This is a genomic window from Kitasatospora sp. NPDC056783, from assembly GCF_042789895.1.
Lineage (GTDB): Bacteria > Actinomycetota > Actinomycetes > Streptomycetales > Streptomycetaceae > Kitasatospora.
The window spans coordinates 1-20,752 of record NZ_JBHUAF010000081.1; the positions used below are offsets into that span (position 1 = coordinate 1).

A 20,752-nucleotide genomic window follows, 5' to 3' on the forward strand; every position below is an offset into this window, starting at 1 on the left:
GCGGCGGACTGTGCCCGCCGCCGGGCCTGCGTGTAGTGTCCCCGCTGAGAGGTGTCGGGAGGTGGGTGCCGTGGCGCAGTACGCGGGAGGCGGGCAGGTCCCGCCGCGTCCCGTCGCCCCGCTGCCCGCCGGGGGCACCGGGCACTTCGTGCTGCCCTCCGGCACGCCCGTCCAGCTGCCCGCCCACCCGCCGCGGCCGCACGCGCCCGCCGGGCCGATCGCCGTCCTGCTGATCGGACCGGCCGGGGCCGGCAAGACCACCGTCGCCCGCCACTGGGCCGAGCGGCGGCCCACCCCGACCGCGCACATCAGCCTGGACGACGTCCGCGAGTGGGTGCAGGCCGGCTTCGCCAACCCGCAGTCCGGCTGGAACAACGCCTCCGAGGCGCAGTACCGGCTGGCCCGCCGCACCTGCGGCTTCGCCTGCCGCAACTACCTGGCCAACGGCATCTCCTGCATCATCGACGACGCCGTCTTCCCGGACCGCCCGGCGATCGGCCTCGGCGGCTGGAAGCGGCACATCGGCCCCGGCATGATCCCGGTCGTGCTGCTGCCCAGCCTGGACTCGGTGCTGCGCCGCAACGCCCGGCGCGGCGGGACCCGCCGCCTCGGTGACGAGGAGGTGGCCCGCATCCACGGGCGGATGGCCGGCTGGTACAACTCCGGGCTGCCGATCATCGACAACTCCAACCTGGACGTCGCCGGGACGGCCGCCGAGCTGGACCGGGTCATCCTGGCCCGGCTGATGGGCGTCCCGGTCCGCTGACCGGCACCGCCCCGGGGCTGTCGGTGCCGACTGCGATGATGGACGGGTCCTGTCGCAGCGCCCGGAGGAGTCGACGCCCGTGCCGGAAGGCCACATCATCCACCGCCTCGCCATCGAGAACCGGAACGCCTTCGGCGGCCGCCCCGTCCGGGTCTCCAGCCCGCAGGGCCGGTTCGCCGACGAGGCCAAGGTGATCGACGGGCAGCTGCTCACCGGCGCGGAGGCCACCGGCAAGCACCTCTTCCTCGGCTTCGAGGAGGGGGCCTGGGTGCACGTCCACCTCGGCCTGTACGGCGGCTTCACGTTCGCCACCGGCCCGGCGCCCGAGCCGGTCGGGCTGGTGCGGCTGCGGCTGGAGAACGAGGACGGCTACGCCGACCTGCGCGGCCCCAACACCTGCGCGCTCGTCACCGAGGAGCAGAAGGCGGCCGTCGCCGCCCGCCTGGGCCCCGATCCGCTGCGCGCCGACGCCGACCCGGAGGCCGCCTGGCGGCGGATATCGGGCAGCCGGACGACGGTCGCGGCGCTGCTGATGGACCAGAAGGTGCTGGCCGGGGTGGGCAACGTCTACCGCGCCGAGGTGCTGTTCCGCCACGGCATCGACCCGCACCGGGCCGGGCGTGACCTCACCCGCCCCGAGTGGGACGCGATCTGGGCCGACCTGGTCGCCCTGATGCGCGAGGGCGTCACCGCGGGCCGGATCGACACCGTCCGCCCCGAGCACACCCCCGAGGCGATGGGCCGCCCGCCCCGCGTGGACGACCACGGTGGCGAGGTGTACGTCTACCGGCGGGCCGCCATGCCCTGCCTGGTCTGCGGCACCGACGTGCGGACGGAGGCGCACGCCGCCCGCAACCTGTTCTGGTGCCCGGGCTGCCAGGCGGTCTGACCGCGCCGTGCCCCGTGTCCGGAGTGTCCGTTCTGACCTGCGACGATAGGTTCGGTGCCGACCGGCCGGCCGGTGCCCACGTGGAACGGAAGGAACCCCCATGATCTTCATCACCGTCAAGTTCCCGGTCCGCCCCGACCTGGTCGACGGCTGGCTCGACCTGGTCGACGAGTTCACCCGGGCCACCCGCAACGAGCCGGGCAACCTCTTCTTCGAGTGGTCCCGCAGCGTCGAGGACCCGCACGAGTTCGTCCTGGTCGAGGCGTTCCGCGACGGCGACGCGGGCAAGGCGCACGTGGAGTCCGCGCACTTCGTCAAGGCCATGGAGGACCTGTCGTACGCCGTGTCCGCCAAGCCGCGGATCGTCTCGACCGAGATCCCCGGCATGGACGGCTGGGCGGAGATGGGTGAGATCACCCCCCGGTGACGCCGAGTGCCCCTCGGGCCGGTCGCCCAGCCCGTAGGCTGGGGCCGACCGGCCGGAGGGAGCAGCGGATGGAGCGGCACGAGGTCGTCAACACCATGTCGGACGTCACGGTGAGCGGCCACGTGGTGCAGGCGGGGAACATCGGCTCGCTGCACATCCACGAGCGGACGCGGCCGCCGAGGCCGCGTCAGATCCGCCCGACGCGCGGACTCTTCGTCAACCGCGAGCCCGAACTCGCCGCGCTGACCGCGGCCTTGGACCGGGTCCGGGCGGGCGGGCTCGGGCTGGTGGTGTTCACCGGTCTGGGCGGGGTCGGGAAGACCGAGCTGATCGTCAGGTTCGCCGAGGAGTACCGGGAGCACTTTCCCGGCGGGGACCTCTACGCCGATCTGAGGGCCTACCGGCACCAGGGCGGGGTGGACCTCCCCGAGCTGCTGGCCGGCTTCCTGCGCGCCCTCGGCACCGAGCCCCCGGCCGTCGAGGCCGAGCGTTTCACGGCGTTCCGCACCGCCACCGCCGAGCGCCGGTGCCTGTTCTTCCTCGACAACGTCGAGCACGCCGCCGAGGTCCGCGCGCTGCTGCCGTCCAGCGGCCTGGTGGTGGTCGCGAGTCGTCGGCGGTTGCCCGCGCTGCGGACGGACGGCGCGGAGGTCCGGCGGCTCGGGCCGCTGAGCGTCACGGCGGGTGCCGAGCTGGTGCGCGGCTGGGTGGGCTCCGGGCGGGGCACCGACGGGGAACTGGCGGAACTGGTCGAGCTGTGCGGCGGGTTGCCGCTCGCGCTGAACGCGGTCGGCAGCCAGCTGCTGGACCGCGACGGCCTGCCGGTCGACCGGGTGGTGGCCGAACTGCACGACCGGGAGGGCAGGTTGGCGATGCTGGAGGAGGAGGGCGACCTCGGCGCGACGTACGACCTCGTCTACGAGCGGCTGACCGAGGAGGGGCGGGCGCTCTACCACCTGATCGGCGTGCACCCCGGCCCCTTCGTGTCCGCCGAACTGGCGCGTGCGGTCGGCGTGGAGCGGCCCGAGCGGGCGATCAAGGAACTGCGGGGCGTCCACCTGCTGGACGAGGTGCGGGACGACGACGCCGAGGACCGCTTCCGGGCGCACGACGTGGTGCGGCTGCACGCCTTCGGCCGGGCACGGGAACTGCCCGGCCGCACGGAGCTCCTCGCCGGTGTCGTGGCGTACTACCGGGGCCGGGCCTCGCTCGCCGACCGGGTGATGTCCGAGCGCAGGCTCCGGGTGCAGGACCCGAGCGGTGGGGACCTGCCCGGCTTCGCCTCCGGGAGCGCGGCCCTGGAATGGCTGTACGCCGAGCGGGCCGACTTCCGCGCGGTGGTGGAGGAAGCGGCCGCGCAGGGGTGGCACGGCGAGGTGTGGCGGCTCTGCGAGTCGCTCTGGCTGCTCTACCAGGGCCGCAAGCTCTACCAGGACTGGATCGCGACCCACCGGCTGGGCGTCGAGTCGGCCCAGTGGGACAACCGGCCGGACGCCGTGGTCCGGATGCGCAACCAGCTGGCCCGCGCCCATCACGAGCGCGAGGAGTACCGGCTCGCCGCCGAGCAGTTGGCGCTGGCCACCGAACAGGTGCCGCTGGTGACCGACCGTCAGGTCATCGGGGTGCTCTACGAGACGGACGGTCTGCTCTGCCTGGCCGACGGGCGCCCGGCCGACGCGGTGGAGCGGTTCACCCTGGCCCTGGAGGCGAACCGGGGCGACGAGCACGGCGAGATCGTCCAGAGCTACAACGTGGCACAGGCGCTGATCGCCGACGGGCGCCCGGAGGAAGCCCTGGTCCTGCTGGCGGAGGCCACCGCCCAGGCGGAGCGGACCCGGGACGACGACATGTCCATGAAGCTGCCGCTGGTCCACGCCCGGGCCCAGCAGGCGCTCGGCCGGATCGATCTGGCCGTCGCCCAGGCCGAGGACTGCGCCCGGCGGGCCGGAGAGCGCGGCTACCCGGCGAAGGAGGCGCAGGCCCACACCCTGCTCGTCGCCCTCGCCGAGGAGCGGGGCGACGAGGCGTCGGCGGAGCGCAGCCGCGCCCGGCTGCGGGAGCTGGCGGGGTAGTCCACCGGCGGCGCTCACGGCCCGGTGCGGAACGACACCCGGGTGCGGTGCTCGCCGGTGCGGATGGTGAGCCCGTGCTCGGGGAGGCCGGCCGGGTCGCCGCCGTCGGTGAGCCAGCAGGACACGGCGGAGCCGAGGAGCAGCGGGTCGACGCCGGGGTCGGGGCGTTCCCAGTCCGGTTCGGCGCGGGCCTCCAGGAGCAGGCCGCCGCGCAGCCGCAGCAGGTGGCGGGCCGGGCCGAGGGCGGCCACCGCGACGGCGAGGCCGGGGAGTTCGGTGGCGGCGCGGGTGAGCCAGCGGGTGGCGGGGAGTTCGGCGCGCACCTCGGTCCGGGCGAGGACCTCGGCGGTGTAGCGCAGGGCGTCGCCGGGGTGGTCGTCGGTCAGGGCGTGGAAGCCGCGCGGGGTGTGGTCGCCGGGGTCGAAGGGGTAGCGCCGCAGGCTCACCTCCGTCCCCTCGCTCTTGCCCTCGACGTCGTACGCGGTGGGCCGTTCGGTGGTTCCGGGACGCGGCGCGGGCTTGGGGTAGGGCGGCAGGGCCGGTTCGTCGGCGGGTTCGTCCAGCCGGTCCAGGAAGGAGTAGAGCAGCGGGCGCAGCAGCCGGGCGGACTCGCCGCGGTGGGCGAGCGAGCCGTCGGTGATCCCGCGCAGGGAGGCCGGGTCCTGGGCGAGGGCCCGTTCGACCTGGGCGGCGAGGTCGCCGTCGGGGTCGAGGGCGGGGGCGGCCTGGCCGAAGGCGTAGCTGGGGGAGCGCGGGTCGAGTTCGCCGGAACCGGTGGCGACGAGCACGGTGGGGCGTTCCAGGGCGGCGCCGTAGAAGGAGACCGAGCCGTGGTCGCCGATCAGCAGGTCGGCGGCGACGAGGGCGGTCTGCCAGCCCTGCTGGGGCGGGATCAGGCGCAGGCCCATCCGGCGGGCGCCGTCGAGCAGGGCCTCCGGGTCGTGCCGGCTCCAGATGTTCGGGTGCAGCACGACGGCGACGGTGTACTCGTCGGCGGGCAGCCGGCGGACCAGCCGCTGGGGGAGGTCGGGGCGGCGGCCGAATAACGAGTGCTCGCTCCAGGTGGAGTTGACGACGACGAGCCGCCGTCCGTCGACGGCGCCGAGCGCGGCGCGGTAGCCGTCCCGGGAGCGCCGGCTGGCGAGCATCCGGTCGAAGCACGGGTCGCCGACGACGTGGGCGACCTCCAGGGCCTCGGGGCAGGAGACCCGCAGCCGGTCCAGCTGCTCGGGGTGGGAGAGGCCGAGGACGTCCACGAACACCCGTCCGCGGTGGGTGAGTTCGTTCCGGGACAGGCCGGCGGCGCTGACCGTGTCGCCGGTGGACTCGGTGACCAGGCGGTTGTAGCCGGCGCCGTGAGGGAGGACGACGAGGCGGGCGTCCAGGCGGTGCATGGAGGAGTGGACGGCGCAGGCGACGGCCAGGTCGAAGCGGCGGCGGACGGCGTCCTCCCAGTCCAGCACGGTGAAACCGGGCAGGCCGTGCAGGTACTCGTCCAGGGCGCGGTCGGCGAAGGCGGAGCCGGGGTTGACGGTGAAGTAGCGCTCGACGCCGTCCGGGCTCAGCAGGGCGAGGACGTCCAGGACCCGGGTGGCCGAGGTGAGGGTGCGGGCGACCGCCAGCACGCGGGCCCTGACCGGCCGGGTGTTCCAGCGGTCGGCGGGCCAGACGTGGGGGTGGGACGGCACGCCATGATCGTACTCATCCGGTCCGGTGGCGGCGCGCCCTCGGCGGGATCCGGCCGGTCCGGGTGGCGGACGGCCGGGCGCCGGGGTGCGGGCGCGCGGGCCCTGTGATCCTGGCCACCCCCGCGGCTGCCCGGCCTTGCACGGGTCGGGCCCGGCCCCTACCGTGTAGCCCGCCGTGGTGCTCGGGAATTCCGGTGACGGACCTTCAGGGGTCCCAGCCCGGAGCGGCCCTCGCCACTGTGATCGGGTCGTCCCTCCGTCCGCGGAGGAACGCCGTCCGTACCCATGAGCCACTGGGCGCCTCGCGCGCCTGGGAAGGCGGGTGTGGGCTTCCCGTAAGCCAGGAGACCGGCCACGGCATCTCACGAGGTATTCCACGAGGTGCTGGAGCGTGATCCGCAGATGACCCTGCCCGAATTCTCTTCCGCCGGGGCGAAGCCGGCCCCCTCCGTGCTGCCCGCGTTCGCGTGGCGGCGGGAGGACACCGTCCGTACGGCCGGGCTGATGGGGGTGATCCTGGCCCTGCACGTGGTGGCCTTCGGCACCCTGATCTTCCTGGTCGCGCCCGAGCGGTACGCGGTCGGCACCCAGGTCTTCGGGGTGGGCCTGGGCATCACCGCGTACACCCTCGGCATGCGGCACGCCTTCGACGCCGACCACATCGCGGTGATCGACAACACCACCCGCAAGCTGATGGCGGACGGGAAGCGGCCGGTCTCGGTGGGCTTCTGGTTCGCCCTGGGGCATTCCTCGATGGTGGTGCTGATGGCCGCCCTGGTGGCGGGCGGGGCGCAGCTGGCGAACACCCTGATGGACGACGAGTCGACCACCCACAAGTGGCTCGGCGTGGTCGGGACGACCACCTCCGGTGTCTTCCTCTACCTGATCGGCGCGCTCAACCTGGCGGCGCTGCTCGGCATCGTCAAGGTGTTCCGGGCGATGCGGGCCGGGCAGTTCGACGAGAAGGAACTGGAGGCGCACCTCGACTCGCGCGGCCTCATGGCCCGGGTGCTGAACCGGGCGACCCGCTCGATCACCCGGCCGGGGCAGATGTTCCCGGTGGGGATGGTGCTGGGCCTGGGCTTCGACACCGCGACGGAGGTCACCCTGATGGTGATGGCCGGTTCGGGGGCGGCCTCGGGGCTGCCCTGGTACGCGATCGTCTGCCTGCCGCTGCTGTTCGCGGCGGGGATGAGCCTGTTCGACACCCTGGACGGGACGTTCATGAACTTCGCGTACCAGTGGGCCTTCGCCAACCCGGTGCGGAAGGTGTACTACAACCTGACCATCACAGGGCTGTCGATCGCGGTGGCCTTCATCATCGGCACCATCGAGCTGGTCGGGGTGCTGCACGAGAAGCTCGACCTCACCGACCCGGTCACCGGGTTCGTCGCGGACATCTCGCTGGACAACGTCGGCTACGCGATCGCCGGGCTGTTCGTGGTGGTCTGGGCGATCGCGATCGGGTACTGGAAGCTCGCCCGGGTGGAGAAGCGCTGGACGCCCACCGGGGAGTCCTGAGCCGACCCGGCCGTTTTTGGCCGGATCGAGTGGTCGCGCGGGGGCGCGCAAGGAGCACCGGGGGTTCTGGCGGGGGTGCTCGGCGGGCGGTTCGGGCCGGGGGTTCGTAGGCTCGACGCATGGCGGATGCGTACGCGGGGCGGCGGGAGCGGGTGAGGGAGCACTGCGGTGCGGCCGGGGCCGACGCGGCGCTGATCACCCGCGCGGCGAACGTGCGGTACCTCACCGGCTGCGCGCCCTGCGGGGCGACCCTGCTGCTGACCAGGGAGCGGGCCCTGCTCGCGCTGCCGGACGACCTGCCGCCGGACGACACCGGGGAACACCTGATCGCGCAGGACGTCACCCGGCTGCCGGTGGCGGCCGGGTCGGACACCGCGCTGGCCGCCGCGACCGCCGCCGTCCGGTCCGGGGTGTCGGGCCTGGCGGTGGAGGAGCACGACCTGACCGTCACGCGGCACCGGGCGGTGACGGAGCGGGCCGAGGGGGCCCGGCTGGTGGACCTCGGCCGGACGGTCGAGCGGCTGCGGGTGGTCAAGGACGAGCACGAGATCGCCGACCTGCGGATCGCCGCCGAGATCGCCGACCAGGCGCTCGGCGAGCTGCTGGAGTCGATCCTGGTCGGCCGCACCGAGCGGCACCTGGCGATGGAGCTGGAGCGCCGGATGATCGACCACGGCGCCGACCGGGCCGCCTTCCCGGTCTCGGTCGGCACCGGCAGCCACTCCGGCCAGGCCGCCCACCAGCCGACCGACCGCCGGGTGGAGGAGGGCGACTTCCTGACCGTGGTGATGGGCGCCCAGTACCGCGGCTACGGCGTCTCCACCGCCCGCACCTTCGTGATCGGGGCCGCTCCGGCGCCCTGGCAGGTGGAACTGCACCGGCTGGTCTTCCGGGCCCAGCGGGCCGGGCGGGAGGCGCTCGGACCAGGGGTGGAGCAGTGCGTACCCGACCGGGCCGCCCGGCAGGTCCTGGAGGCGGCCGGCCACACCGAGGCCTCTCCGCACCCGGTGGGCCACGGCATCGGGCTGGAGATCCGGGAGGCGCCGCGCCTCGGCCCGGCGGACATGGGTAAACTGGACAGCCGCGTGCCGGTCACCGTCGGCCCAGGGGTCCACCTCCCGGGCAAGGGCGGTGTCCGGATCGAGGACACGCTCGTCGTGCGCCCCTTCGAAGAGGGCGGGCCCGAGCTGCTCACCATCACCACCAAGGAGCTCCTCGCCCTGTGACCACGGCCTCCCGACGGCCGTCGGCGACAGGACGCAAACCCTTGGTTCCTTGACAGCTATACAGGAGTAAGTGCGCCCGTGGCTTCCACGAACGATCTCAAGAACGGCATGGTCCTCAAGCTCGAGGGCGGCAAGCTCTGGTCCGTCGTCGAGTTCCAGCACGTCAAGCCCGGCAAGGGCCCGGCCTTCGTGCGTACCAAGCTCAAGGAGGTCCTGACGGGCAAGGTCGTCGACAAGACCTTCAACGCCGGCACCAAGGTCGAGACCGCCAACGTCGACAAGCGCGGCATGCAGTTCTCGTACAAGGACGGCGAGAACTACGTGTTCATGGACATGGACACCTACGACCAGCTGACCATCGAGCCGGCCGTCGTCGGCGACGCGGCCAAGTACCTGCTGGAGGGCTTCGAGGCCCTGGTCGCCACCAACGAGGGCGCCGTCCTCTACATCGAGCTCCCGACCTCCGTCGAGCTGGAGATCGCCAACACCGAGCCGGGTGTCCAGGGCGACCGCTCCACCGGTGGCACCAAGCCGGCCACGCTGGAGACCGGTGCCGAGATCCAGGTCCCGCTCTTCGTCGTCACCGGCGAGAAGGTCAAGGTCGACACCCGCGACGGCAGCTACCTCGGCCGGGTGAAGTAAGTCCGTGTCGGCCGCACGCAGCAAGGCCCGTACCCGGGCCTTCCAGATCCTCTTCGAGGCCGACCACCGCGGGGTCGACCCGCAGCAGGTCCTCGCCGACTGGGTGGCTCGCGCCCGTGAGCCCAAGCCCGACGAGGGCACCCCGCAGGTCGGCGAGTACACCATGGAGCTGATCGAGGGGTACGTCCAGTACGCCCGTCGCATCGACGACCTGATCGAGCAGTACGCCGTGGGCTGGACCCTCGACCGGATGCCGATCGTGGACCGCAACGTCCTGCGGCTCGGTGCCTACGAGCTGATCTGGGAGGACGGCGTCCCGGACGCCGTCGTCCTGGACGAGGCCGTCGAGATCGCCAAGGAGTTCTCCACGGACGACTCTCCGGCCTTCGTCAACGGCATGCTCGCCCGCTTCCTGGAGCTGAAGCCCGGCATCCGCCGGTAAGGGGCACCTCGTGGACGGCCGCCGGACCCCGAACAGGGTCCCGGCGGCCGTTTCGCGTTTCACCCCGGCGGCGTAGGGTTGGGGCCTACTTGTAAGTAACTTGACGTCCGGAACCACGCGTGAAGGGCAGGTCCCCCCACATGACCACGGCGACCCGCAGCGAGTTCGACCAGGGCATCGCCCTGACCCGGCACCCCGAGGAGGCGGGCCGCTACGAGGCCGAACTCGGCGCCGGCTGGCAGATCGGCGGCGGGGTGAACGGCGGCCTGCTGCTCGCCGTCGCCGGACACGCGCTGTCGCTGGAGCACGACACCCACCCGGACCCGGTGTCGATCAGCGGTTACTACCTGTCCGCCTCCCGGCCCGGCCCGGCCACCGTCCGCACCGAGGTGCTGCGCACCGGCCGCGGCCTGTCCACCGGAACCGCCTCGCTCAGCCAGGGCGGCGTCGAGCGGCTGCGGGTGGTGGCCAGCCACGGCGACCTCGCGAGCGCCGACGGCGAGGTGCGCACCACCGCGCTGCCGCCGCAGCTGCCGCCGCCGAACGAGTGCATCGGCATGGAACTGGCGCCCAGGGAGCTGATCGCCCAGGCCGCCCTGCTGGAGCGGTTCGACCTGCGGCTGGACCCGGCCACCGTCGGCTGGGCGCTCGGACAGCCTTCCGGCAACGGGCGGATCCAGGGCTGGTTCCGGCTCGCCGACGGCCGCGAGCCCGACCCGCTGCTGCTCCTGCTGGTCGCCGACGCGCTGCCGCCGGTCACCTTCGACCTCGGCATGCCGGGCTGGGCCCCGACGATCGAGCTGACCGTCCACCTGCGGGCCAAGCCGGTTCCGGGCTGGCTGCGGGTCACCCACGCGACCCGCAACCTGGCCGGCGGCTACTTCGAGGAGGACGCCGAGATCTGGGACGAGTCCGGCCGCCTGGTCGCCCAGTCCCGCCAGCTGGCCCGGGCACCCCGGCCGGCCTGAACCGGACCGGCGGGCCCGAGCCGGACCCGGCGGACCCGGCGGGCCCGAGCCGGGCCGACGGGCCGGTGGCCGGGGAATGGCCGGGAGATGGCCGGAAAAGGGCCCCGCATTACCTGTGGTTACATTCCTGTGACACGCCGTACGTGTGCGGCGCCCGCGGATGGGGAGGAAGACGGTCAGCGGCACGCCAGCCGCCGACCGTCCCCCTGAAGCCAGGAGCCACCGATGAGTCAAAAGGGTCGCGCCCGCCGTAACTCCGACTGCACCGCCGGCGGCTCACGACCCGCGGTACGGGCGCCGCACGGTCCGCAGCGGGCCGCGGGCGCCGAACAGGCCTTCGTCATCGGGGTGCTGACCAACGCGGCGGACTTCGCCCGGGCCCGCGCCTGGGGGATCTCCGACGCACCCGACCACGAGCGCTACCTGGCCGACACCGCGGACCTGCTGGCCGAGGCGCTGGAGCGGTTCGACACCGTCCGGGCCCGGATGTTCCACCCGCAGGACTTCGAGGAGTTCTGCGTGCTGCACGGCCTGGACCCGGCCGAGCCCGCCGCCCGCGACCGCTACCTGGTCAACCCGGCCCTCCAGACCCAGCTGCTCGCCTATCAGGGCGAGGAACTGGCCGGGGACTTCGCGCCGCGCCTGGTGCGCGCCCGGGAGAACGGCCTGACGCTCTGCCACGCCGACCTGCTGCTCGACGGGGGCCTGTACGGGGGCGCCGGCGCGCCGGACGGGGAGCACACCGCCTGGGTGCGCGCCGCCTACCAGCGCGGCGGCGAGGTGTTCCGGCGGATGCTGCTGGGCGCGGGTGCCGGCGTCTACGAGCTGCGGGTGCGGGTGGACGCGCCCGGCGGGCCGCTGAGCGCCGCGGCGCGGGTGCTCCAGTGGGAGGACGGCGTGGTCCGGATCAACGACGAGGACCTGGAGCTGGTCTGCGCGGTGCTCTGCACCGGGCTGGCCCTGGAGCTGCCGGGCGTCGCGGTGCTGCACGGCTCGCAGGGCTCGGCCGCCACCTGCGGGGAGTACCTGCCGGCCTCCTGGGCCTGGTCGAGCGGCGGGCAGGAGTGGGCGCCGGCCGACGGGCCGGTGCGGCTGGACGGCGTGGCGGCGCAGCCCGGCTACGGCCTGGGAACGGTCTGCTGAGGCCGCCGCCACGCCGGGCGGTGCGCGAACGCCGCGGCGCGGCCCCCGAACCGGGGAGCCGCGCCGTGACGTTTCTGCTTGCCAGCACGCGGAAAACGCCTGCTGGGTCATGCCTGGATCCGTTGACCGGACCCGGGTGGCGAGCCTCAGCCCGCGTCCTCCTCGCGCACCGCGCGGCGCGCGTCGGGGTTGAGCACGCCCCAGGAGATCAGCTGCTCGGTGAGGATCGACGGCGACTGGTCGTAGATGACGGCCAGGGTGCGCAGGTCGTCCTGGCGGATCGACAGCACCTTGCCGTTGTAGTCGCCGCGCTGGCTCTGGATGGTCGCGGCGTAGCGCTGGAGCGGGCCGGCCTTCTCGGAAGGGACCTGGGTCAGTCTCTCCAGGTCGAGCACCAGGCGCGGCGGCGGCTCGGCCGCGCCGCCGGGAGTTCCGCCGGGCAGCAGCTCCTGCACCGGGACGCCGTAGAACTCCGCCAGCTCGGCCAGCCGCTGCACGGTGACCGCACGGTCGCCGCGCTCGTACGAGCCGACGACGACTGCCTTCCAGCGCCCCTGGGACTTCTCCTCGACACCGTGCAGGGAGAGACCCTGCTGAGTGCGGATCGCTCGGAGCTTGCCTCCGAGTTGCTTCGCGTAGTCGCTGGACATTGATCTCCCCGGACGAGATTGCTTCGCGTTCAGTGGTGGGTCACGGGCGATTGGCCGACGCCGTTACCGGTGGGTTCGACGTCCGCCTCGTAACTCACTGTGAGGTTACGTAGAGTAAGGTAGATGCGTCAAGCCGAATGGGGCAGTCGTGCGAATGGCCCGCATCGTCGGCGCGTCCGGGGCGTTAACCCCGGGAAGCGGAATGATGGCCGTCTGTTTGCGATCCGGCGCGCTGGTAGGATGACCGAAGCCCGCGCCCGGTCGGCGGGGGCTTTCCCGACATCCTTTAAGGCCCGTCCAGTGAGGCGGGGAAGGAGGTCCGCTTCGGCATGACCACATCGCATGAAACCTCGCCGCGACCGCCGCACCAGGTGCTGGACGGCACGGACATCGCCCGGGTCGTCACCCGGATAGCGCACGAGATCGTCGAGCGCGCCAAGGGCGCGGAGGACGTCGTGCTGCTCGGCATCCACACCAGGGGCGTCCACCTCGCCCGCCGCCTGCAGGGCCGGCTGGCCCAGATCACCGGGCGCGAGATCCCGCTGGGCACCCTGGACATCACCATGTACCGGGACGACCTGCGGCTGAAGCCCGCCCGCGCCCTGGAGCACACCGAGATCCCGCCCGGCGGCATCGACGGCAAGCTCGTCATCCTGGTCGACGACGTGCTCTTCTCCGGCCGCACCATCCGCGCCGCCCTCGACGCGCTGAGCGACATCGGCCGCCCGCGCGCCGTCCAGCTCGCCGTCCTGGTCGACCGGGGCCACCGCGAGCTGCCGATCCGGGCCGACTACGTGGGCAAGAACCTCCCCACCTCGCTGCGCGAGGCCGTGCAGGTGCGCCTGTCCGACAGCGACGGCGTGGACGCCGTGCTGGTCGGCGACCGCGACTACGCCGCCCGCAGCTCGCAGGCCCTGGCCCCCCAGTCTTCCGAACACCTCCCGGAGTAAAACCGCGTGAAGCGCCACCTCGTCTCCGCCGCCGATCTCAGCCGCGACGACGCGCTGCTGATCCTGGACACCGCCGAGGAGCTGGCCCAGCTCTCCGGCCGGGCCGTCAAGAAGCTGCCCACGCTGCGCGGCCGCACCGTCGTCAACCTCTTCTTCGAGGACTCCACCCGCACCAAGACCTCCTTCGAGGTCGCCGAGAAGCGCCTCTCGGCCGACGTCATCAACTTCTCCGCCAAGGGCTCCTCCGTCTCCAAGGGCGAGAGCCTCAAGGACACCGCGCTGACCCTCCAGGCGATGGGCGCCGACGCGGTGGTCATCCGCCACCACGCCTCCGGCGCGCCGGCCCGCCTCGCCCAGTCCGACTGGCTGCACGGCAGTGTGATCAACGCCGGTGACGGCACCCACGAGCACCCCACCCAGGCGCTGCTCGACGCCTTCACCATGCGCCGCCACCTCAACCCGGGCGGCGGCAACGACCTGGCCGGGCGCCGGGTGACCATCGTCGGCGACGTCCTGCACAGCCGGGTCGCCCGTTCCAACGTCCACCTGCTGAACACCCTCGGCGCGCAGGTCACCTTCGTCGCCCCGCCGACGCTGCTGCCGATCGGGGTCGAGAACTGGCCCTGCGAGATCAGCTACGACCTGGACAGCGTGCTCCCCAAGACGGACGCGCTGATGATGCTGCGGGTGCAGCGCGAGCGGATGAACGCCGCGTTCTTCCCGACCGAGCGCGAGTACAGCCGCCGGTACGGCATGAACGGCCGGCGGATGGCCCAGCTGCCCGAGCACGCGATCGTGATGCACCCCGGCCCGATGGTCCGCGGCATGGAGATCACCGCCGAGGTCGCCGACTCGCCGCGCTGCACCGCGATCGAACAGGTCGCCAACGGCGTCTCGATCCGGATGGCCGTGCTCTACCTGCTCCTCGGCGGAGCCACCCTCACCGACGCCCCCCGTACCGACTCCGTGGAGACCGCCCAGTGAACGAGCGCAGCGAGCGAACCGGCAACATGGTCAGCTACCTCATCCGCAACGCCGGCATCCTGGGCGGCGCCCCGCAGGACCTCCTCCTCGCCGACGGCGTGATCAAGGAGATCGGCACCGGCCTGACGGCCACGGCGGACATCGAGATCGACGCCACCGGGCTGGTCGCCCTGCCCGGCCTGGTCGACCTGCACACCCACCTGCGCGAGCCCGGCCGCGAGGACGCCGAGACCGTGCTCACCGGCACCCGGGCCGCCGCGATGGGCGGCTTCACCGCCGTGCACGCGATGGCCAACACCACCCCGGTGGCCGACACCGCCGGCGTGGTCGAGCAGGTCTGGCGGCTCGGCCAGGAGTCCGGCTACTGCGACGTGCAGCCAGTCGGCGCCGTCACCGTCGGCCTGGAGGGCAAGAAGCTCGCCGAGCTCGGCGCGATGCACGAGTCCGCCGCGGGCGTCCGGGTCTTCTCCGACGACGGCAAGTGCGTGGACGACGCGGTGCTGATGCGCCGCGCCCTGGAGTACGTCAAGGCCTTCGACGGCGTCGTCGCCCAGCACGCCCAGGAGCCGCGGCTGACCGAGGGCGCCCAGATGAACGAGGGCCAGGTCTCCGGCGAGCTCGGGCTCGGCGGCTGGCCGGCCGTCGCCGAGGAGTCGATCATCGCCCGCGACGTGCTGCTCGCCGCGCACGTCGGCTCCCGGCTGCACGTCTGCCACCTCTCCACGGCCGGCTCGGTCGAGATCGTCCGCTGGGCCAAGTCCAAGGGCTGGGACGTCACCGCCGAGGTGACCCCGCACCACCTGCTGCTCACCGACGAGATGGTCCGCAGCTACGACCCGGTCTACAAGGTCAACCCGCCGCTGCGCACCGCCGCGGACGTCCAGGCGCTGCGCGAGGCGCTGGCCGACGGCACCATCGACGCCGTCGCCACCGACCACGCGCCGCACCCGGCCGAGGACAAGGACTGCGAGTGGGCCGTGGCCGCGATGGGCATGGTCGGCCTGGAGACCGCGCTGTCGGTCGTGCAGCAGACCATGGTGGACACCGGCCTGCTGAACTGGGAGGGCGTCGCGGACCGGATGTCGCACCGCCCGGCCCGGATCGGCCGCCTCGCCGGCCACGGCCGTCCGGTCTCGGTGGGTGAGCCCGCCAACCTGGTGCTCTTCGACCCCGCGTACCGTGGTGTCGTGAACCCGGACAGCTTCGCCACCCGCAGCCGCAACACCCCCTACAAGGGCCTGGACCTGCCCGGACGGGTGCACGCCACCTTCCTGCGCGGCCGCGCCACCGTCCTGGCCGGCGACCTGGTCGAGCAGGACGGCACGGAGTGATGGACCACGCCACGCTCGCCCAGGAGCAGGCGAAGGTCACCGACTGGCCCGCCTACATCGGCTGGTCGATCGGGCTGCTGATCGTGATCGGCCTCGTCTACTGGCTGATGCGCCAGGGCTGGAACTGGCGCCGGACCCTCCAGTCCGGCATCCCGCCGCTGCCGGCGGTGCCGGCCCGCGCCGGGCGCACCCTCCTGGAGACCAGCGGCCGGTACCACGGCACGACCACCGCCGGGAACTGGCTCGACCGGGTCGTCGCGCACGGCCTGGGCACCCGCAGCCGCGCCGACCTCACCCTCGGCGAGGACGGCCTGCTGGTGCAGCGCCCCGGGGACGTCGACTTCTGGATCCCGGCCGCGCACCTGACCGGGGCCCGCACCGACTCCGGGATCGCCGGCAAGGTCGTCCCCTCCGGGCTGCTCGTCGTCACCTGGACGCACGAGGGAACCGAGCTGGACTCCGGCTTCCGGGCCGACCACCCCGATGAGCACGCCGCCTGGGTCGAGGCGGTAACTCGGCTCGCAACACGTACGAAGACGAAGACGGAAGAGGCCGCGCAATGACCGCACCTGCCCCCACCACGCAGCGCCAACGGCGGGAACGAGTGCCTGCCGTGCTCGTCCTGGAGGACGGCCGGACGTTCCGCGGCCAGGCCTACGGCGCGATCGGCGAGACCTTCGGCGAGGCGGTCTTCAACACCGGCATGTCCGGCTACCAGGAGACCCTCACCGACCCGTCGTACCACCGCCAGGTGGTCGCGATGACCGCCCCGCAGATCGGCAACACCGGCTGGAACGACGAGGACGACGAGTCCCAGCGGATCTGGGTCGCCGGCTACGTGGTGCGCGACCCCGCCCGGGTCGCCTCCAACTGGCGCTCCCGCCGCTCGCTCGACGAGGAACTGGTCAAGCAGGGCGTCGTCGGCATCAGCGGCATCGACACCCGCGCGCTGACCCGCCACCTGCGCGAGAGCGGCGCGATGCGCTGCGGCATCTTCTCCGGCGAGGCGCTGGCCGACCAGGCCGCCCTGCTGGCCCGGGTGCGGCAGGCGCCCGAGATGAAGGGCGCCGACCTGGCCGCCGAGGTCGCCACCACCGAGGCCTACGTGGTGCCCGCGATCGGTCCCGGCGGCGAAGCCCTGCCCATCGGCACCGCGAAGTTCACCGTCGCCGCGCTGGACCTCGGCATCAAGGCGATGACCCCGCAGCGGATGGCCGAGCGCGGCATCGAGGTGCACGTGCTGCCGGCCGACGCCACCCTGGAGGACATCTACGCGGTCCAGCCGGACGGCGTCTTCTTCTCCAACGGCCCGGGCGACCCGGCCACCGCCGACGACCAGGTCTCCGTGCTGAAGGGCGTGCTGGAGCGCGGGACCCCGTTCTTCGGGATCTGCTTCGGCAACCAGATCCTCGGCCGCGCGCTGGGCTTCGGCACCTACAAGCTCAAGTACGGCCACCGCGGCATCAACCAGCCGGTGCAGGACCGCACCACCGGCAAGGTCGAGGTGACCGCCCACAACCACGGCTTCGCCGTGGACGCCCCGCTGGACAAGGTGAGCGACACCCCCTTCGGCCGGGTCGAGGTCTCCCACGTCTGCCTCAACGACGACGTCGTCGAGGGCCTCCAGGCGCTCGACGTCCCCGCCTTCAGCGTGCAGTACCACCCCGAAGCGGCCGCCGGTCCCCACGACGCCGCGTACCTGTTCGACCGCTTCGTGAAGCTCATGGAGGCCCAGCGTGCCTAAGCGCACTGACATCAAGTCCGTCCTGGTGATCGGCTCCGGCCCGATCGTCATCGGCCAGGCCGCCGAGTTCGACTACTCGGGCACGCAGGCCTGCCGGGTCCTCAAGGCCGAGGGCCTGCGGGTCATCCTGGTGAACTCCAACCCGGCCACGATCATGACCGACCCGGAGATCGCCGACGCCACCTACGTCGAGCCGATCACCCCGGAGTTCGTCGAGAAGATCATCGCCAAGGAGCGCCCCGACGCGCTGCTGCCGACCCTGGGCGGCCAGACCGCGCTCAACACCGCGATCTCGCTGCACTCGGCGGGCACGCTGGAGAAGTACGGCGTCGAGCTGATCGGCGCCGACGTCGAGGCGATCAACAAGGGCGAGGACCGCGAGCTCTTCAAGGGCGTCGTCGAGGCCGTCAACGCCAAGATCGGCCACGGCGAGTCCGCCCGCTCGGTCATCTGCCACACCATGGACGAGGTGCTGGCCGGCGTCGACACGCTCGGCGGCTACCCGGTCGTCGTCCGCCCGTCCTTCACCATGGGCGGCGCCGGCTCGGGCTTCGCCCACAACGAGGAGGACCTGCGCCGCATCGCCGGCCAGGGCCTGACCCTCTCGCCGACCACCGAGGTGCTCCTGGAGGAGTCCATCCTCGGCTGGAAGGAGTACGAGCTGGAGCTGATGCGCGACAAGAACGACAACGTCGTGGTCGTCTGCTCCATCGAGAACTTCGACCCGATGGGCGTGCACACCGGTGACTCGATCACCGTCGCCCCGGCGATGACCCTCACCGACCGCGAGTACCAGACCCTGCGCGACATCGGCATCGCCGTGATCCGCGAGGTCGGCGTCGACACCGGCGGCTGCAACATCCAGTTCGCGGTCGACCCCGAGGACGGCCGGGTCATCGTCATCGAGATGAACCCGCGCGTCTCCCGCTCCTCGGCGCTCGCCTCCAAGGCCACCGGCTTCCCGATCGCCAAGATCGCCGCCAAGCTGGCCGTCGGCTACACCCTGGACGAGATCCCCAACGACATCACCGAGCAGACCCCGGCCTCCTTCGAGCCGACCCTCGACTACGTCGTGGTCAAGGTGCCGCGGTTCGCGTTCGAGAAGTTCCCGAGCGCCGACGCGACGCTGACCACCACCATGAAGTCGGTCGGCGAGGCGATGGCCATGGGCCGCAACTTCCCCGAGGCCCTGCAGAAGGCGCTGCGCTCGCTGGAGAAGAAGGGCTCCCAGTTCTCCTGGAACGGCCCCGTCGGCGACAAGGCGGAGCTGCTGGCCAAGGCGGTCGTGCCGACCGACGGCCGGATCAACACCGTGATGGAGGCCGTCCGGGCCGGCGCCACCCCGGAGGAGGTGTTCGACGCCACCAAGATCGACCCGTGGTTCGTCGACCAGCTCTTCCTGCTGGACGAGATCGCCGCCGAGCTGGCCGAGGCCGACGAGCTCACCCCCGAGCTGCTGCGCCACGCCAAGCGGCACGGCTTCTCCGACCAGCAGATCGGCGAGATCCGCGGCCTGAAGCCGGACGTCGTCCGCGAGGTGCGCCACGCCCTCGGCATCCGCCCGGTGTTCAAGACCGTCGACACCTGCGCCGCCGAGTTCGCCGCCAAGACCCCGTACTTCTACTCGTCCTACGACGAGGAGAACGAGGTCGCCCCGCGCACCAAGCCCGCCGTGATCATCCTGGGCTCCGGCCCGAACCGCATCGGCCAGGGCATCGAGTTCGACTACTCCTGCGTGCACGCCTCCTTCGCGCTCGCCGACGCCGGGTACGAGACCGTCATGGTCAACTGCAACCCGGAGACCGTCTCCACCGACTACGACACCTCCGACCGGCTCTACTTCGAGCCGCTCACCCTGGAGGACGTGCTGGAGATCGTCCACGCCGAGCAGCAGGCCGGCCCGCTCGCCGGTGTGATCGTCCAGCTCGGCGGCCAGACCCCGCTCGGCCTGGCCCAGGCGCTCAAGGACAACGGCGTGCCGATCGTCGGCACCCAGCCCGAGGCGATCGACCTCGCCGAGGAGCGCGGCGCCTTCGGCCGCGTCCTGAGCGAGGCCGGCCTGCCCGCGCCCAAGCACGGCACCGCCTTCTCCTTCGAGGAGGCCAAGGCGATCGCCGACGAGATCGGCTACCCGGTGCTCGCCCGCCCGTCCTACGTGCTCGGCGGCCGCGGCATGGAGATCGTCTACGACGAGGCCTCGCTCGCCTCCTACCTGGAGCGCCACGCCGGTCTGATCTCCGAGCACCCGGTGCTCATCGACCGCTTCCTGGACGACGCGGTGGAGATCGACGTCGACGCGCTCTACGACGGCACCGAGCTCTACCTCGGCGGCGTCATGGAGCACATCGAGGAGGCCGGCATCCACTCCGGCGACTCCGCCTGCGCGCTGCCCCCGATCACCCTCGGCGGCTTCGACATCAAGCGCCTGCGCACCTCCACCGAGGCCATCGCGCGCGGTGTCGGCGTCCGCGGTCTGATCAACATCCAGTTCGCCATGGCCGGGGACATCCTGTACGTCCTGGAGGCCAACCCGCGCGCCTCCCGGACCGTCCCGTTCACCTCCAAGGCGACCGCCGTGCCGCTGGCCAAGGCCGCCGCCCGGATCTCGCTCGGCGCCACCATCGCCGAGCTGCGCGCCGAGGGCCTGCTCCCGGCCGAGGGCGACGGCGGCACGCTGCCCGCCGACGCGCCGATCGCGGTCAAGGAGGCCGTGATGCCGTGGAGCCGCTTCCGCGACATCCACGGCCGCGGGGTGGACACCGTCCTCGGCCCGGAGATGCGCTCGACCGGTGAGGTCATGGGCATCGACAAGGTCTTCGGCACGGCCTACGCCAAGTCGCAGACCGGCGCCTACGGCGCGCTGCCGACCAAGGGCAAGGTCTTCATCTCGGTGGCCAACCGGGACAAGCGCAACCTGGTCTTCCCGGCCCGGGCGCTGGCCGGCCTCGGCTTCGAGCTGCTCGCCACCGCCGGCACCGCCGAGGTGCTCCAGCGCGGCGGCATCCCCGCCACCGTGGTGCGCAAGCACAGCGAGGGCGAGGGCCCGAACGGCGAGCGGACCATCGTCCAGCTCATCCACGAGGGTGAGGTCGACCTCATCATCAACACGCCGTACGGCACCGGTGGCCGCCTCGACGGCTACGAGATCCGCACCGCGGCCGTCTCGCGCGGCGTCCCGTGCCTGACCACCGTCCAGGCGATGGGCGCGGCGGTGCAGGGCATCGACCGGCTGCTGCGCGACGAGGTCGGGGTGATGTCGCTCCAGGAGCACGCCGAGCTGATCAACGCCGGCCGCCAGTAGCACCACCG

General features: G+C 72.7%; 18 protein-coding genes and 1 riboswitch. Of the genes, 16 read left to right on the forward strand and 2 right to left on the reverse strand.

Translation table 11 applies throughout. From position 1 onward, the window contains the following. Window positions 1-61 precede the first annotated feature (61 nt). The 4 genes from ACFRMQ_RS14890 (at window position 62) to ACFRMQ_RS14905 (ending at window position 4,154) form a co-directional block, all read left to right on the forward strand. Window positions 62-766: an AAA family ATPase gene (locus tag ACFRMQ_RS14890; protein WP_380730844.1), complete on the forward strand. Its 705-nt coding sequence runs from the start codon at window positions 62-64 to the stop codon at window positions 764-766. A gap of 79 nt (window positions 767-845) precedes the next feature. After that, entirely contained in the window at window positions 846-1,655 is an 810-nt protein-coding gene (locus ACFRMQ_RS14895; protein ID WP_380730846.1) for an Fpg/Nei family DNA glycosylase, read from the forward strand. A gap of 100 nt (window positions 1,656-1,755) precedes the next feature. Then, entirely contained in the window at window positions 1,756-2,082 is a 327-nt protein-coding gene (locus tag ACFRMQ_RS14900) for a putative quinol monooxygenase (protein ID WP_380730848.1), read from the forward strand. A 68-nt stretch (window positions 2,083-2,150) separates the two neighbouring features. After that, a complete protein-coding gene (locus tag ACFRMQ_RS14905; RefSeq protein WP_380730850.1) occupies window positions 2,151-4,154 on the forward strand; it encodes an AAA family ATPase in 2,004 nt (667 codons plus the stop codon). 14 nt (window positions 4,155-4,168) lie between these two features. Here the strand turns inward: ACFRMQ_RS14905 and ACFRMQ_RS14910 are convergent, their stop codons facing one another. After that, window positions 4,169-5,842 carry a hypothetical protein gene (locus tag ACFRMQ_RS14910; RefSeq protein ID WP_380730852.1) on the reverse strand — a complete coding sequence of 558 codons (1,674 nt, stop codon included), beginning with the start codon at window positions 5,840-5,842 and terminating at the stop codon, window positions 4,169-4,171. A gap of 159 nt (window positions 5,843-6,001) precedes the next feature. Next, window positions 6,002-6,214: riboswitch (cobalamin riboswitch) on the forward strand. Between the two features lie 30 nt (window positions 6,215-6,244). On the opposite strand from ACFRMQ_RS14910, the gene ACFRMQ_RS14915 reads away from it, so the two are divergent. The 6 genes from ACFRMQ_RS14915 to ACFRMQ_RS14940 all read left to right on the forward strand — a co-directional run bounded on the left by ACFRMQ_RS14915 (window position 6,245) and on the right by ACFRMQ_RS14940 (window position 11,784). Continuing rightward, entirely contained in the window at window positions 6,245-7,363 is a 1,119-nt protein-coding gene (locus tag ACFRMQ_RS14915) for a HoxN/HupN/NixA family nickel/cobalt transporter (protein WP_380730854.1), read from the forward strand. Between the two features lie 119 nt (window positions 7,364-7,482). Then, window positions 7,483-8,589, forward strand: a complete 1,107-nt coding sequence (locus ACFRMQ_RS14920; protein ID WP_380730856.1) for a M24 family metallopeptidase — start codon at window positions 7,483-7,485, stop codon at window positions 8,587-8,589. A 78-nt stretch (window positions 8,590-8,667) separates the two neighbouring features. Beyond that, window positions 8,668-9,231 carry an elongation factor P gene (efp, locus tag ACFRMQ_RS14925; RefSeq protein WP_380730858.1) on the forward strand — a complete coding sequence of 188 codons (564 nt, stop codon included), beginning with the start codon at window positions 8,668-8,670 and terminating at the stop codon, window positions 9,229-9,231. A 4-nt stretch (window positions 9,232-9,235) separates the two neighbouring features. After that, window positions 9,236-9,673 carry a transcription antitermination factor NusB gene (gene nusB, locus ACFRMQ_RS14930; protein WP_380730860.1) on the forward strand — a complete coding sequence of 146 codons (438 nt, stop codon included), beginning with the start codon at window positions 9,236-9,238 and terminating at the stop codon, window positions 9,671-9,673. 140 nt (window positions 9,674-9,813) lie between these two features. After that, the gene (locus ACFRMQ_RS14935; protein ID WP_380730862.1) at window positions 9,814-10,641 is read left to right on the forward strand and encodes a thioesterase family protein; all 828 of its coding nucleotides are present in this window, start codon (window positions 9,814-9,816) and stop codon (window positions 10,639-10,641) included. Between the two features lie 225 nt (window positions 10,642-10,866). After that, window positions 10,867-11,784 (forward strand): hypothetical protein, encoded by a 918-nt coding sequence (locus ACFRMQ_RS14940; RefSeq protein ID WP_380730864.1) that lies wholly within the window; start codon window positions 10,867-10,869, stop codon window positions 11,782-11,784. Between the two features lie 146 nt (window positions 11,785-11,930). Here the strand turns inward: ACFRMQ_RS14940 and ACFRMQ_RS14945 are convergent, their stop codons facing one another. Then, entirely contained in the window at window positions 11,931-12,434 is a 504-nt protein-coding gene (locus ACFRMQ_RS14945; protein WP_030240641.1) for a transcriptional regulator, read from the reverse strand. A gap of 329 nt (window positions 12,435-12,763) precedes the next feature. Between ACFRMQ_RS14945 and pyrR the strand changes: the two genes are divergently transcribed. From pyrR to carB, 6 genes are read left to right on the forward strand one after another with little or no spacing between them, the layout of a single operon-like run. Further along, entirely contained in the window at window positions 12,764-13,384 is a 621-nt protein-coding gene (gene pyrR / locus ACFRMQ_RS14950; protein WP_380730866.1) for a bifunctional pyr operon transcriptional regulator/uracil phosphoribosyltransferase PyrR, read from the forward strand. A 6-nt stretch (window positions 13,385-13,390) separates the two neighbouring features. Further along, window positions 13,391-14,368: an aspartate carbamoyltransferase catalytic subunit gene (locus tag ACFRMQ_RS14955; RefSeq protein ID WP_380697673.1), complete on the forward strand. Its 978-nt coding sequence runs from the start codon at window positions 13,391-13,393 to the stop codon at window positions 14,366-14,368. 26 nt (window positions 14,369-14,394) lie between these two features. Next, complete coding sequence (locus ACFRMQ_RS14960) at window positions 14,395-15,699, forward strand: dihydroorotase (RefSeq protein ID WP_380730876.1); 1,305 nt, start codon at window positions 14,395-14,397, stop codon at window positions 15,697-15,699. Next, a complete protein-coding gene (locus ACFRMQ_RS14965) occupies window positions 15,699-16,262 on the forward strand; it encodes a hypothetical protein (RefSeq protein WP_380730868.1) in 564 nt (187 codons plus the stop codon). The genes ACFRMQ_RS14960 and ACFRMQ_RS14965 overlap by 1 nt, the downstream gene beginning before the upstream one ends. Further along, on the forward strand, window positions 16,259-17,443 hold the full coding sequence (gene carA / locus ACFRMQ_RS14970; RefSeq protein WP_380730870.1) for a glutamine-hydrolyzing carbamoyl-phosphate synthase small subunit: 1,185 nt from the start codon (window positions 16,259-16,261) through the stop codon (window positions 17,441-17,443). Before ACFRMQ_RS14965 ends, carA begins: the two co-directional genes overlap by 4 nt. Beyond that, window positions 17,436-20,744 (forward strand): carbamoyl-phosphate synthase large subunit, encoded by a 3,309-nt coding sequence (gene carB / locus ACFRMQ_RS14975; protein ID WP_380730872.1) that lies wholly within the window; start codon window positions 17,436-17,438, stop codon window positions 20,742-20,744. Before carA ends, carB begins: the two co-directional genes overlap by 8 nt. Window positions 20,745-20,752 lie beyond the last annotated feature (8 nt).

Excerpts from the sequence above, each read along its gene's own strand:
- ACFRMQ_RS14900 (WP_380730848.1), top strand. The coding sequence starts at position 1,756 with ATGATCTTCATCACCGTCAAGTTCCCGGTCCGCCCCGACCTGGTCGAC.
- ACFRMQ_RS14905 (WP_380730850.1), top strand. The coding sequence starts at position 2,151 with ATGGAGCGGCACGAGGTCGTCAACACCATGTCGGACGTCACGGTGAGC.
- ACFRMQ_RS14915 (WP_380730854.1), top strand. The coding sequence starts at position 6,245 with ATGACCCTGCCCGAATTCTCTTCCGCCGGGGCGAAGCCGGCCCCCTCC.
- ACFRMQ_RS14920 (WP_380730856.1), top strand. The coding sequence starts at position 7,483 with ATGGCGGATGCGTACGCGGGGCGGCGGGAGCGGGTGAGGGAGCACTGC.
- ACFRMQ_RS14935 (WP_380730862.1), top strand. The coding sequence starts at position 9,814 with ATGACCACGGCGACCCGCAGCGAGTTCGACCAGGGCATCGCCCTGACC.
- ACFRMQ_RS14940 (WP_380730864.1), top strand. The coding sequence starts at position 10,867 with ATGAGTCAAAAGGGTCGCGCCCGCCGTAACTCCGACTGCACCGCCGGC.
- ACFRMQ_RS14945 (WP_030240641.1), bottom strand. The coding sequence starts at position 12,434 with ATGTCCAGCGACTACGCGAAGCAACTCGGAGGCAAGCTCCGAGCGATC.
- pyrR (WP_380730866.1), top strand. The coding sequence starts at position 12,764 with ATGACCACATCGCATGAAACCTCGCCGCGACCGCCGCACCAGGTGCTG.
- ACFRMQ_RS14960 (WP_380730876.1), top strand. The coding sequence starts at position 14,395 with ATGGTCAGCTACCTCATCCGCAACGCCGGCATCCTGGGCGGCGCCCCG.
- ACFRMQ_RS14965 (WP_380730868.1), top strand. The coding sequence starts at position 15,699 with ATGGACCACGCCACGCTCGCCCAGGAGCAGGCGAAGGTCACCGACTGG.
- carA (WP_380730870.1), top strand. The coding sequence starts at position 16,259 with ATGACCGCACCTGCCCCCACCACGCAGCGCCAACGGCGGGAACGAGTG.